Source organism: Streptomyces atratus (genome assembly GCF_014648655.1).
Lineage (GTDB): Bacteria > Actinomycetota > Actinomycetes > Streptomycetales > Streptomycetaceae > Streptomyces > Streptomyces atratus.
Genome location: NZ_BMRN01000013.1, coordinates 166,621 through 179,541, shown reverse-complemented (window position 1 = coordinate 179,541; position 12,921 = coordinate 166,621). Strand labels below are relative to the sequence as shown.

Sequence of the window (12,921 nt, the reverse complement as noted above, 5' to 3'; positions counted from 1 at the left end):
GACGTGTGTCTTACACAGGCGTCTGCGTGCCGGGTACGCTCCTTTCATGGGACACCGTGAGGATCTGCTCGAAGGCGCCAAGCGCTGCCTGCTGGAGAAGGGATACGCCCGGACGACGGCGCGCGACATCGTGGCCGCCTCCGGTACGAACCTCGCCTCCATCGGCTACCACTATGGCTCCAAGGAGGCCCTGCTCAACCTCGCCTTCCTCAAGGTGACGGAGGAGTGGGGCGATGTGCTCACCGAGCGGCCGGACGTGGACACGGACGGCGGCGACGGCGGGCCCCGGTTGCCGCTCGACCAGTTCCGCGATGCCTGGGAGCGGGTGATCGACAGCTACGGGCAGACCCGGTCCGTCTGGCAGCTCCAGATGGAGGTCGTTTCCCGGATCGATCAGGACCCGGAGCTGCAGAAGGCCCTGGCGGGCCCGCAGCGCGAGGGGCGTGACGGGCTCGCCCAGAACATGCTCGGCATCGACCCGGAGACGGACCCGGAGAAGGCGCGGGTGGCCGGGCTGTTCTGCCAGGCGCTGCTCGCGGGTGTGATGGTGCAGTGGCTGATGGACAGCGAATCGGCGCCGTCCGCACAGGATCTGACGGACGGTCTGAAGGCGGTGCTCGAAGGGCGGGTGCGGTAGGAAGGGCCGGGAGTCGGCGTCCGGGTCGGGCCGAGTGCCCGGGGTCCGGGGCGACGGCTGCGCCCTCGAACGCCGACGGGCTGATGGGGGCTCTCGGATGCGTCGGGCTCGGTGGTGGCGCGTGGGATCAGAGCCGCGCGCCCTTGAGCGTCATGTGCAGCAAGAGCCGGTCCTCGCCGTCGTTGAGATCGAGGCCGGTGAGCTGCTGGACCCGGGAGAGCCGGTAGTAGAGCGTCTGGCGGTGGATGCCGAGTGCGGTGGCCGTACGGGATGCCTGGCCCGCGCAGTCGAGGAACACCTCGGCGGTGCGGGCCAGATCCTTGTGCAGCGGGGTGAGCAGGGCACGGACCGCGGGATCCGCGGCCGCTTCTGCGGGGAGTGCGGTCAGCAGCCGGTACGGACCGATCGCCGACCATTCGGCGACCGGGCCGAAGCGGGACTCGGCCGCCGCCGCGCGGGCCGCGGCCGCCGCCTCGTGCCAGGCCTCGGCCAGGTCCGCCAGACCCCGGCGGGGCACCGCGACCCCGGCGGTGGCGTGCCCGCCCGCGGAGGAACGCAGCCGGTCCGCGGCGGTGAGCGCCGGGTCGAGGACATCGCTGGAGCGCAGCCGGATCAGCGCGGCCAGCGAGGCGCCCCCGGCGGCCCCGGGGGCCGGGACCGAGGTCAGCGCCGATGCCGAGGAGACCGTACGGACCGATGGCGGATCGTCGGTCCACGGGGTCACGCACACCACCGTGTGCAGGCCTTCCGCGTCCCGGCCCAGTGCCTCGCGCAGCGCGGCCACCGCCATGTCGCGCTGCCAGCCCCGCCCGGCGGTGAGGACCGCCCCGAACTCCCGGGACAGGTCCGTGCCCGCCCGCGCCTCGTCGAAGAGCAGCCCCCCGATCCGGGTCGCCACCTCCATCGCCGCCTCCAGCTGCTCGTCGGTCGGCCCGGGGTCCGCGTCGAGCAGCCATACGTAACCGAGCACGACACCCCGATGGCGTACCGGCAGACAGATCCGGCCCCGGAACACCCCGGCCTCCGGGGCGGCCGGAATGCGGACCGGGCCGGTGGCGCGGGCGATGCCGAAGCCCTCGAACCAGGCGCGTACCGCGGGCGTGGAGCGCCGGGTCAGGATCGAGCGGGTGCGGACAGGGTCCATCGCCGTGTCGTCGTCGCTGTCGTGGGCGCCGAAGGCGACCAGGCCGAAGTCCCGGTTCTCCAGCGTCGCGGGGGCGCCGAGCAGCCCGGAGATCTCGTCGACCAGCTCCTGGTAATCGCCCTTCACCCGGCCATTCTCGCACCCCTTCAGACATATGTCTGAGATCCCGGGAATGGATGCGTGACAGCTGTCGATGGCACACCATCGGAGGGATCCTTAGATTTCACGGTGGTTCTCCGTGCTGTACCGCTCTGTGTTCCTCATCTGCCGGTACGGCCTTCGTTCGTACTTTCCGTGGAGGTGCCCCGTGCTGGGTCCCGTGATTCTCGCCGCGTCCCGCAGCGACAAGATGCGCCGTTTCATCTCGGCCGCACCTGGCACCAAGCAGGTCGTCGACCGGTTCATCGCCGGTGAGACTGTCGAGCAGGTCGTCCCGATCATCGAGGACGCCGCCGGCAAGGGCCTCGAAGTCACCCTCGACGTGGTCGGCGAGGACATCACCACCCCTGAGCAGGCCGCCGCCGCCCGCGATGCCTACCTCGAACTGATCGAGCGCCTCAAGGACCTGGGCCTGGGCACCAAGGCCGAGATGTCCGTCAAGCTCTCCATGTTCGGCCAAGCGCTGGACGGCGGCCACGAGCTGGCGCTCGCCAACGTCCGCCCAGTCGTCGAGGCCGCGGCCGCGATCGGCACCACGGTCACGCTGGACGCCGAGGACCACACCACCCTCGACTCGATGTTCGCCATCCACGAGGAGCTGCGGAAGGACTTCCCGCAGACCGGCTGTGTGATCCAGGCGTACCTGTTCCGCACCGAGGAGGACGCCCGCCGCCTGGCCGCCGCCGGCAGCCGCGTCCGCATTGTGAAGGGCGCCTACAAGGAGCCCGCCTCCGTCGCGTACCAGGACAAGGCCGAGATCGACAAGGCGTACGTCCGCATCCTGAAGACCCTGATGGAGGGCGAGGGCTACCCGATGATCGGGTCGCACGACCCCCGTCTGATCGCCATCGCCCAGGAGCTGGCCCGTAAGGCCGGGCGCAAGCTGGATGAGTACGAGTTCCAGATGCTGTACGGCATCCGAAGCGACGAGCACATCCGGCTCGCGGCCGAGGGCCACCGGATGCGCGTGTACACCGCGTACGGCACCGACTGGTACGGCTACTTCATGCGCCGCCTCGCGGAGAAGCCGGCGAACCTGCTGTTCTTCGGCCGCTCCATCCTCACCAAGGGCTGACCTGCCCGGCTGACCCCCACCCCCTGACACAAGGAGACAAGGCACTCATGGACGCTGTTACTCAGGTCCCCGCGCCGGTCAACGAGCCGGTCCACTCCTACGCCCCGGGTTCCCCGGAGCGCGCCCGCCTGGAGGCGAAGCTCAAGGAGCTCAGCCAGAACCCGATCGACCTTCCGATGACCATCGGTGGCGAGAAGCGGATGGGCGGCGGCGAGCGCTTCGACGTCGTACAGCCGCACAACCACAAGGCCGTCATCGGTACGTTCGCCGGCGCCACGCAGCAGGACGCCCAGGACGCGATCGACGCCGCGCTGGCCGCCGCCCCGGCCTGGCGCGCGATGTCCTTCGACGACCGCGCCGCGATCATCCTGCGCGCCGCCGAGCTGCTGTCCGGCCCCTGGCGCGAGACGCTGGCCGCATCCACGATGCTCGGCCAGTCGAAGACCGCCCAGCAGGCCGAGATCGACACTCCCTGTGAGCTCGTCGACTTCTGGCGCTTCAACGTGCACTACGCGCGCCAGATCCTGGCCGAGCAGCCCCCGGCCAACTCGCCGGGCGTGTGGAACCGTATGGACCACCGCCCGCTGGAGGGCTTCGTCTACGCGATCACGCCGTTCAACTTCACGGCCATTGCGGGCAACCTGCCCACCGCCCCCGCTCTCATGGGCAACGTCGTGGTGTGGAAGCCGTCCCCGACGCAGACCCACGCCGCCGTGCTGCTGATGCAGCTCCTGGAAGAGGCAGGTCTGCCCAAGGGCGTCATCAACCTGGTGACCGGTGACGGCATCGCCGTCTCCGAGGTGGCCCTGAACCACCGCGACCTGGCCGGTATCCACTTCACCGGTTCGACCCCCACCTTCCAGCACCTGTGGAAGACGGTCGGCAACAACATCGCCAACTACCGCACCTACCCGCGGCTCGTCGGCGAGACCGGCGGCAAGGACTTCGTCGTCGCCCACCCGTCGGCCGACCACGCCGTGCTGAAGACCGCGCTCACCCGTGGCTCCTTCGAGTTCCAGGGCCAGAAGTGCTCGGCTTCCTCCCGTGCGTACGTCCCGGCCTCCATCTGGAACTCCGGTTTCAAGGAGAAGTTCGCGGCAGAGGTCGACTCCATCACCATGGGTGACGTCACCGACCTGTCGAACTTCATCGGTGCCGTCATCGACGAGCGCTCGTTCGCCAAGAACAAGGCCGCGATCGACCGCGCCAAGTCCGACCCGTCCTGCACGATCATCGCGGGCGGCACGTACGACGACTCGGTGGGCTACTTCGTCCGCCCGACCGTCATCGAGTGCAGCGACCCTTCGAACGAGGTCTTCACGACCGAGTACTTCGGCCCGATCCTCGCCGTGCACGTCTACGAGGACGACAAGTACGACGAGATGCTGGAGCAGATGGAGTCGGTCTCCGACTACGCGCTGACCGGTTCCGTCATCGCGGGCGACCGCGCCGCGGCCGCGCACACGATGGAGAAGCTGCGGTACGCCGCGGGCAACTTCTACATCAACGACAAGTCGACCGGTGCCGTCGTCGGCCAGCAGCCCTTCGGTGGCGGCCGTGCCTCGGGTACGAACGACAAGGCGGGCGCCCCGCAGAACCTGCAGCGCTGGACCCTGACCCGGGCCATCAAGGAGACGCTGGTTCCGCCGACCGACTACACCTACCCCCACCAGGGCTGACGCCCCCCGGGGCGCCACACCCCGGCGCCCCGCCACGAATTCCGCCTCCCGCCCGGTTCCCCTGCCGGCCGGGAGGCGGTTTCCATTCCGGGGCCCTCCCTCAGTAGAGGAACCGCTTCACCACTGCGTCGCCCGCCTCCGCGGCCCGCCCGTAGAAGTCCAGCACCTGCCGGTAGTGGTGGGCGAAGACATCGCGGACCTCGGGCTCCGGCCAGCCCCAGTGCGCGCCGACACCCCCGGCGGCCCCGCGCCACAGCTTGTCGAACGGATGGCTGCGGAGGAATTCCGCCGCCTCCCGCACCCCCGCGGCCTCCAGAGTCACCGACGGCGCCTCGATACCGGCCGGGTCCTCGTGGACGGTCCCGCCGAAGACCGGGAGCTCGCAACTGCCCTGGCCGGGCGGTGCGGTGAGGCACAACTCGTGCACCTGGGAGAAGTCCTTGGAGATGCGCAGATCCGTCTCCAGGAAATCGAGCGCATCGTCCGTGTCGGCGAAGACCGCCGCCACCCCGGTGAAGTCCTGCGGCAGCCCGGCCGCCGGAACGGCCCGTGCCTGCATGCTGAAGCTCATCGTCGTCCCCTCCCGCCGGGCCGCTGTCCGCGGGCCCCCTGCTCGTGAACAGTAGGGGCGCCCACTGACAACGGCCCCGGCCGACAGATGAGCCGGCGGGCCGGGGATTCCGGTCCGCTACCGGTTCAGCGGTCGCACGAGGTGCGGCCCGGGGCCCAGCGGCAGGCCACCGCGGCGAAGCCGCCGTCGGCAACCACATCCACCGACAGCGCGTCGCCGCCCCGCACCACGCGGGCCGTGCGCACCAGCCCCGCGGGCCCGTCCGTCACCGTTTCGACCAGCCACCGGCCGGCCCCGATCCGCAGGGGCACCTCGGCGGTGTGCGCCGTGCCCGCGTACGTACCGCCGATGAACCAGCGGCTGCCGTTGCGGCGGGCCAGGACCGCGCTGCTTCCGGGCTCACCCGCCAGCAGCCGGGTGTCGTCCCAGACGTCCGGCAGCTGCTCCAGGAAGTGCCGGGCCACCGGTCGGGCTTCGTACGACTCGGGGGTACCGGCCAGGTTCTGGACCCCGGACTCGTACAGCGCCGACAGGCCCAGCTCACCCGCGTCGGACGCGGCGTTGGGCCGGTTCGGGCGGTGGAAGGCGCCGGGGGTGAAGTCCATGGAGCCGATCACGTTCCGGGTGAACGGGAGCGTGGTCAGATGCTGGGCGGTGTTCGTCTTCTTCTCCTCGCCGTTGACGCCCTCCAGCGACATGACGTGCGGCCAGGTGCGCTGGATGCCCTTGGGGATCGTGGAGCCGTGGAAGTTGACCAGGAGGTGGTGGGCTGCCGTCTCGGGGAGGATCTCGTCGTACCACCGGAACGTCTCCTGCGCCTCCGAGTCCATGAAGTCGATCTTCACCCCCTTGACGCCCCACTTCTCCAGTGTGGGCAGCCACTGGGCGCGCTCCTCGGCGGTGTCCAGGTCGCGGTGGTGGATCCAGACCTGGATTCCGACGCCGCGCTCCCTGCCGTAGCGCACCAGCTCCGGAATCCAGCTGTGGGACTGCCAGCCGGGGTCGGTGACGTCCCACTGGTCCGGGTCGAAGTACCAGCCCGCGTCGACGACGGTGTACGGCCAGTGGCGGGGGGCCGCGTAGTCGACGTACCCCTTCTGCATCTCCAGGCTCCGGCCCGCCGGACGCCCGCCCGCCAGCCAGGTCCACAGGGCCCGGCCCGGCTTGATCCAGGAGGTGTCGCGGACCTTGGAGGCCGGGGCGAGATCGTCCGTGAAGGTGGACTCGGTGACGGTCGCCAGGTCGCCGGTGACCACGGCGCGCCAAGGCGTGGTGAGCGCGCCCTTCACCTGGACCTGTTCGTCCCAGAGCTTGACGCGGTAGGTGGGGGAGCCCGTGTCATGGACCAGACGGGCCCCGGAGTAGCTGCCGGTGACGTCGGACTCGGCGACCAGGGCGTAGCCGCCTTTGGTACGGAACAGCCCCTGCATCATGTACTCACCGGCCGGGGCGCCCGTGGCGGAGTACGCGTTGAAGAGGTTCTCGTTGTCCTTGCGGTAGTTGCCGAGCCAGGCGGACGCCCCCTCGGGCAGGGTGAACGCGGAGGTCTCGCGCAGGACGTTGCCCGTGTCACCGGGCAGCACGTAGCGGTAGGCGACACCATCGGCGGAGGCCCGGACGAGCAGATCGAGCCGGGCGCCCGCGGCGGTGCGGAAGCGGAAGCGCGATTCACGCATGTGGACGGTGCGGCTCCGGGTCTTGCCCGCGCCCGTGCGGTAGTGCTCGTCCACCGAGCGGTCGCTGCGGCCGAGGAACCCCAGCCCCGAGGTGAGGTCGGCCCGCTCGGTCACGATCCCCACGGGTGACGGGGCGATGACCGTCCCGCCCTCGCGGGACACCGTCAGGCCCAGTGATCCGGTCGCACGGTCGAGCCGCAGCTCGGCGCGGGGCCCGTCGGGCTGGTCCCGTACCGTCCAGGTGCTGTCCTCGGCGCGTGCGCCGGCCGCCGTCAGCAGCGTCGACGCGAGCGCGCCGCACAGGATCACCGACAGCGCTCCGATGCGGGTTCTCCATGGCTTGTGCAGTGACACGATTTCTCCCAGTCCGCAGGCTCATCGTTCACAGACCTGACCATTGGTCCGATGAGTGGGAGAATGATGGTGGACTGAGGGGGCGTCAAGGTCTCTGACGGCAAATACATCGGGTCAATAGAGGAGAGGGCGGGGAGTCGTCCCGGATCTCCCGCTGTGTCCCCGTTCAGCTCCAGCCGTGCACGATCAGCGAAAGACCGACCGTGAAGCCGCCGCCCAGCAGGATCAGACAGCGGCCGTAATGACGACGGTGACGGCGCATCAGCAGTCCGAAGGCGGCGAAGCCGAGCCCCAGCGTGAGGGTCCGGGAGCCGCGCGCCGCAGTCGATGCGCCGAGCCAGTCGAGCGCGGGGACTCCGGCGCGGCCCGCCTCGGCGCCGTACACCTTGAAGGGGATGCCGTTCCACGGCTGGTGACGAACAGCGGACGCGCCCTCCAGGGCCAGCTCGCCGCGGACCTCGGCGCGCATCCGGTCCGTGGTCAGCGGTGCGGGCAACTGCACGCCTGCGGAGGCCAGTTGGAGGGCGAGCAAGCCACCGGCCAGACTGCCGGCGAGTGCGCCCAGCGACATCTTCAGTGCCACCCGCGGCACCGCCACACAGACCGCGCCCAGCAACAGCTCCGGCATCAACGGCCAGCTCAGCGCCTCCGCCAGCGCCCAGACGAACGCCAGCGGTACGCCCCGGCGCGAGGTCACGACCGACGCCACCCGGCGCCGCGCCGCGGAGTCCCTCAGCGGCTCGGCGACCGTACGCGAGTGCAGCGCAACCACCGCGTCGCGGGCCTCCTTGGGCGTGACCGCCGACGGCAGCGGGTCACCGATCGACACACGCACCAGCGCCGAGCGCAGCCGGCCGTGCTTGGGCAGCAGCCGGTCCGTGCCCGCGATCCCCACCGGTACGACCGGGACACCCGCCTGCCCGGCGAGGACCAGCGCGCCCCGGTGGAAGGAGCCCAGCTCGCCGTCCCTGCCCCGGGTGCCCTCCGGGAACAGGACGACCGCCCGGCCCGACCGCAACTCGTCCGCCATGGACAGCAGGTCGTCCATGCCGCCTCCGCTTCGCCGCACCGGGAACCCTGCCGCGAGCCTGCGGCAGATCCGGCGCCGCCACGGCGAGGCGAACCAGTAGTCGGCCGCCGCGCCGATCGCCGGGGTGTGCCGGGCGTCGAGTGCGGCGAGGAGCGCCGCCGTGTCCGCGTGCGAGGAGTGGTTGGCGACGACGACACAACCGCCGCGCGGCAGCCGGCCGCGCCGCTCCACCCCGCCGGTGAGGCTGAGGACGCCCCACCACAGGCCGCGCCGGAGCGCGGCGGCGAAGCGTGAGCGCACGGGCGGTGCGACCCGGTCACGGACGCGCGGGAGCGTGGAGGTCATGTCATCACCATCGCCAGGAGAAGGGCCACGAGCAGGGAGTCGATCCGGTCGAGGAGGCCGCCGAAGCCGGGCAGCCAACTGCCCGCGTCCTTCACCCCCGACTCGCGCTTGACCATCGATTCGAGCAGATCGCCGAGGACACAGCCGCCGAGCACCGCAGCCCACAGGGGGAGAGTGAACTCGCCCAGTACGAGCAGGAGTACGGCTGTTGCCGCCGCAGCGCCGAACACGCCCGCCCAGGTCTTGTTGGGGGAGAGCGGCGACAACGGCCGGGCGAGCGGGCCGCGGCGGCCCAGCGCTGTACCGCCGCACCAGGCGCCGACATCGCCGAGCGCCACCGCGAGCCCCACCGCGACACCCGTATCGCCGAGCGTCACCAGACCGGTCAGCGCGACCGGGATCCACAGCAGTCCGAGGACCGTACGGGCGGTGCGGGTGAACCCCGCCCGGTCGTCCCCGGCCAGCACCGGAGGAAGCGCGGCCGCGACCAGCAGCAGCGCCGCCGCCCGTACGTCGAGGACCTGGGGCGCGAGCCACGCCAGCGCCGGGAGCGCGAGCGCGGCCACCGCCAGCACCGCGTGATCGCCGCGCCTCAGCCCCGCCATCGTCACGAACTCGCTCACCGCGATTACCCCGAGCCCCGCGGCCAGCGCGAACGTCCCGCCGCCGCCCAGGAAGTACGCCCCCAGGAAGACCGGGGCGACCAGCGCCCAGGTCCGCCACCGCTTGCGCAGCTCGGCCCGCATCCGGACCTTCGACGGCAGTACGGCGACGGCGACGCCGCCCGCCCCCAGCACACCCGCGACCAGCGGCACGGCCCGTGCCGCCGCCTCCTCGGCGATCAGTACGGCGCTCATGCCAGCTCCCGCCACAACCAGGCCAGCCGGAGCGCGGCGGTGAGCAGCGAACCGGCGGCGATCACGATCAGAACGGGTACGGACCAGCCGCTCGCCGCGGCGACCACGACCAGCAGACAGCGCTCGGTCTTGCCGACGGGGCCGCCGTTGCGCCGGGGCGCGCCCGCCGCCGCGCCGGCCAGCGACACCCAGGACGGCAGCGTCGCCGCGAGCCCGGCCGCCGCCACCAGCCACAGCGGGGCGAGCGCCAGGAAACCGGCCAGCACGACCAGATCCGCCAGCCGGTCGCCGAGTTCGTTGAGCACCGCGCCGCGCCTGGTCGTCCGGCCCGTGTCGCGGGCCAGCGCCCCGTCCAGGTTGGCGAAGGCGAGCCGGGCCGCGAGCAGCACGGCGACCGGCAGGGCGGCGAGGCCGGTGGGCAGCCAGGCCAGTGCGGCGGCGGCACCGGCCGCCGAGACCACGCCGGCCGCGGTGAGGGTGTCGGGCGACACCTCGCGACGGACCAGCGAGGCGCGGACACCGGAGAGCCGGTCCGCGTACCAGGGCTTGAGGGCGTATAGGCCATTCATGGGCCCAACTCTCTTGCGACGCACCATTCTTCGACACGTGGCAGGTACTCAGATGGGGGCTGAGTACCTGATGGCTGCGGTGCCTGGGAGGCTGGAGTGCATGACTGAGCCGACCGAGCCGACTCTGCACACCGCGCACACCTGCCTGCTGACCCCGGCCGCCCTCGATGAGATCCGCACCTTCCTGGACACCGCCTTCGAAGGAGACTTCAGCGACGACGACTGGGACCACGGTCTCGGCGGCATCCACGCGTATGTACGGGACGGCAGCGGGCTTCTCGCCCACGGCAGCGTCGTCCAGCGCCGGGTGATCCACGAGGGCCGCTCGTACCGGATCGGCTACGTGGAGGCCGTGGCCGTCCGCGCCGACCGCCGCCGGGAAGGGCTCGGCGGGCGCGTGATGGCCATGCTGGAACAGGTCGTCGACGGGGCGTACGCCTTCGGGGCCCTGTCCGCATCGGCTGCCGGGGCCGCGCTCTACGCGGGGCGCGGCTGGCTGGTGTGGCCGGGGCGGATCGCGGTACTGGGACGGTACGGGGTGGAGCGGCTGCCGGACGAGGAGGGCAGCATCCGCATCCGCGGTGTGGCAGGCCCCGTGCTGCCGCCTGCGTCCGGGACGCTGATCTTCGACTGGCGGGACGGGGACGTGCTGTGAGCGGGCGGTGGGTGACCGGAGGACCGCAGCCGGGGGTGGGCCCTGATCCGGGAACCACTGAGGGCGGCCGTAAACCTCCGTCTCAGATAGTAGGAAGTCCGAGTAATTGTGGAGACAGACCGGCCGAGCTGTCCTAACTTTGTAGAAGCCGAACGTCTCGCTAGATCCAGCGACTGGCGGTCGTGAGTGTGCGCCCCTGTGCAGGCAACCCCTGCGGCGCCCGCTCCCCGCCCCTTCCGGCGCCTCGAAATCCTGATCTCGAAATCACGTTCACGATTTTTCGATCTCGAAATCCTCGCGATCTCAAGGAGTCGATCCACCATGGCCGAGACGACTGTCCGCCGAGTCCGTCACACCCACCGCCCGACCGAGTCGGAGCGCCAGAATGCCGCCGCCGCCCTGCAGCGGGCCCTCGACCGCAGGGACAACGGCGGCTCCACGGGCCACTGAGAACGGTCAGCCGCGGCCGATCTGGAAATGGTCGATGCGCTCGCCCGACTCGGCGAGTGCGGTGACCTTCATCCGGGCGTGCCGTCCGGGATCCGGGCGTGCCGTCCGGGCTGCAGGCGCCGGTCCAGCCGGCGCGTCTGCCTGCCGTCGCTGATCCCGAAGTTGGCCGGGATCTCGTACGAGACGTCATTGGCGTCGAGGGCGATGACCCCCACGTTGCCGTGCACGAACGAGTACGCACCGGGCTGGTTCCACCGGGTCCGGACCGTTGCCGGGCAGCGTCCAGCGGGCGTTCTGGCCGCCGTGGCCGTCCGGCGAGTACCAGGCCTCCATGTCGTGGTTGCCGGTGGTCACCATCCACGGCACGGTCTCCGTCCGGGCCAGGAACCGGTCCCAGGTGCGGGCGTCGTAGGTGAATGGATGAGCGATACACGCACAGCTCCCCATATGTCCGCATGGTGGACGTGACGTGTCATGGTGTGGGACGCGCAGTAAGGTGCGGACATGTCTCGCAGCATCAATCTCGCAGTGATCCCTGGTGACGGTATCGGCCAGGAGGTAGTGGCTCAGGGCCTCAAGGTCCTCAATGCTGTTCTCCCGCAGGATGTGAAGCTGGAGACCAAGGAGTTCGACTTCGGCGCCAAGCGCTACCACGCGACCGGTGAGACCCTCACCGACGCGGATGTCCAGGCGCTCAAGCAGCACGACGCAATCCTGCTCGGCGCGATCGGTGACCCCTCGGTTCCGTCCGGCGTCCTGGAGCGCGGCTTCCTGCTGAAGCTCCGTTTCCTCTTCGACCACCATGTGAACCTGCGGCCGTCGAAGCTCCTCCCGGGTGTCGCGACCCCGCTCAAGGGGCAGCCGGAGATCGACTTCGTGGTGGTCCGCGAGGGCACCGAGGGCCCGTACACCGGCAATGGCGGCTCGATCCGCACCGGCACCCCGCACGAGGTCGCCACCGAGGTCTCGGTCAACACCGCCTTCGGTGTCGAGCGTGTGGTCCGTGACGCCTTCGCCCGCGCCCAGGCCCGCCCGCGCAAGAAGCTGACGCTGGTCCACAAGAACAACGTGCTGACCTACGCCGGGCACCTGTGGACCAATATCTTCAACGAGGTCGCGGCCGAGTTCCCGGACGTCACCACCGACTACCTGCACGTGGACGCGGCGACGATCTTCCTCGTCACGCAGCCCGAGCGCTTCGACGTGATCGTCACCGACAACCTCTTCGGCGACATCATCACCGACCTCGCCGCGGCCGTCTCCGGCGGCATCGGCGTCGCGGCCTCGGGCAACATCAACCCGAGCGGCGAGTTCCCCTCGATGTTCGAGCCGGTCCACGGCTCCGCCCCGGACATCGCGGGCCAGGGCAAGGCCGACCCCACGGCCGCCATCCTCTCCGTCGCCCTTCTGCTGCGCCACCTCGGCTACGAGACCGAGGCCGTGCGCATCGAGGACGCCGTCTCCGCCGACCTCGCGGAGCGCGACAGCACGACGACTCGTACCACCGACCGGATCGGCGACGCGCTCGCGGTACGCGTAGCGAGCTGACCCGACGACTCCATTTTCGAAGCCGCCGGGTCGCAACCGCACCCGGCGGCTTCTCCTGCGCGGTCCCGGGTGCCACCATCGACCACTGGACCGCATTCACGTCATTTCGTGCACGGCCACCCGGGAGCGATAATCGAACGGGGCCGTGGCTCGCGGTGAAGCTCGGACGTCC

General features: G+C 70.9%; 12 protein-coding genes and 1 pseudogene. 6 read left to right on the top strand and 7 right to left on the bottom strand.

Annotated elements, in window-relative coordinates:
- The first annotated feature begins 46 nt into the window (after positions 1-46).
- The gene (locus IEZ15_RS22650) at positions 47-637 is read left to right on the top strand and encodes a TetR/AcrR family transcriptional regulator (RefSeq protein ID WP_189279114.1); all 591 of its coding nucleotides are present in this window, start codon (positions 47-49) and stop codon (positions 635-637) included.
- Positions 638-764: 127 nt separating this feature from the next.
- Here the strand turns inward: IEZ15_RS22650 and IEZ15_RS22645 are convergent, their stop codons facing one another.
- Positions 765-1,907 carry a PucR family transcriptional regulator gene (locus tag IEZ15_RS22645; protein WP_189279113.1) on the bottom strand — a complete coding sequence of 381 codons (1,143 nt, stop codon included), beginning with the start codon at positions 1,905-1,907 and terminating at the stop codon, positions 765-767.
- A gap of 181 nt (positions 1,908-2,088) precedes the next feature.
- Between IEZ15_RS22645 and IEZ15_RS22640 the strand changes: the two genes are divergently transcribed.
- Positions 2,089-3,015 (top strand): proline dehydrogenase family protein, encoded by a 927-nt coding sequence (locus tag IEZ15_RS22640; RefSeq protein WP_189279112.1) that lies wholly within the window; start codon positions 2,089-2,091, stop codon positions 3,013-3,015.
- 47 nt (positions 3,016-3,062) lie between these two features.
- Positions 3,063-4,694, top strand: coding sequence for an L-glutamate gamma-semialdehyde dehydrogenase (pruA, locus tag IEZ15_RS22635; RefSeq protein ID WP_114246826.1), 1,632 nt, complete (start codon positions 3,063-3,065; stop codon positions 4,692-4,694).
- A gap of 100 nt (positions 4,695-4,794) precedes the next feature.
- Here pruA and IEZ15_RS22630 read toward each other — a convergent pair whose 3' ends face one another.
- The 5 genes from IEZ15_RS22630 to IEZ15_RS22610 form a co-directional block, all read right to left on the bottom strand.
- Positions 4,795-5,265, bottom strand: a complete 471-nt coding sequence (locus tag IEZ15_RS22630) for a DUF1877 family protein (protein ID WP_114246827.1) — start codon at positions 5,263-5,265, stop codon at positions 4,795-4,797.
- A 125-nt stretch (positions 5,266-5,390) separates the two neighbouring features.
- Positions 5,391-7,289, bottom strand: coding sequence for a glycoside hydrolase family 97 protein (locus IEZ15_RS22625; RefSeq protein WP_373302600.1), 1,899 nt, complete (start codon positions 7,287-7,289; stop codon positions 5,391-5,393).
- A gap of 172 nt (positions 7,290-7,461) precedes the next feature.
- Complete coding sequence (locus IEZ15_RS22620) at positions 7,462-8,670, bottom strand: lysophospholipid acyltransferase family protein (RefSeq protein ID WP_189279111.1); 1,209 nt, start codon at positions 8,668-8,670, stop codon at positions 7,462-7,464.
- On the bottom strand, positions 8,667-9,527 hold the full coding sequence (locus IEZ15_RS22615) for a phosphatidate cytidylyltransferase (RefSeq protein ID WP_189279110.1): 861 nt from the start codon (positions 9,525-9,527) through the stop codon (positions 8,667-8,669). The genes IEZ15_RS22620 and IEZ15_RS22615 overlap by 4 nt, the downstream gene beginning before the upstream one ends.
- Complete coding sequence (locus IEZ15_RS22610; RefSeq protein ID WP_189279109.1) at positions 9,524-10,096, bottom strand: CDP-alcohol phosphatidyltransferase family protein; 573 nt, start codon at positions 10,094-10,096, stop codon at positions 9,524-9,526. Before IEZ15_RS22610 ends, IEZ15_RS22615 begins: the two co-directional genes overlap by 4 nt.
- A gap of 100 nt (positions 10,097-10,196) precedes the next feature.
- Between IEZ15_RS22610 and IEZ15_RS22605 the strand changes: the two genes are divergently transcribed.
- Together IEZ15_RS22605 and IEZ15_RS46430 are read left to right on the top strand one after the other, a co-directional pair.
- Positions 10,197-10,751, top strand: a complete 555-nt coding sequence (locus IEZ15_RS22605; RefSeq protein ID WP_189279108.1) for a GNAT family N-acetyltransferase — start codon at positions 10,197-10,199, stop codon at positions 10,749-10,751.
- Between the two features lie 321 nt (positions 10,752-11,072).
- Entirely contained in the window at positions 11,073-11,201 is a 129-nt protein-coding gene (locus tag IEZ15_RS46430) for a hypothetical protein (RefSeq protein WP_093772350.1), read from the top strand.
- Between the two features lie 113 nt (positions 11,202-11,314).
- On the opposite strand, the pseudogene IEZ15_RS22600 reads toward IEZ15_RS46430, so the two are convergent.
- A pseudogene (locus IEZ15_RS22600) lies at positions 11,315-11,615 on the bottom strand (phosphoesterase); the annotation flags it as partial.
- 90 nt (positions 11,616-11,705) lie between these two features.
- On the opposite strand from IEZ15_RS22600, the gene IEZ15_RS22595 reads away from it, so the two are divergent.
- Complete coding sequence (locus tag IEZ15_RS22595) at positions 11,706-12,749, top strand: 3-isopropylmalate dehydrogenase (RefSeq protein WP_189279107.1); 1,044 nt, start codon at positions 11,706-11,708, stop codon at positions 12,747-12,749.
- Positions 12,750-12,921: the final 172 nt, after the last annotated feature.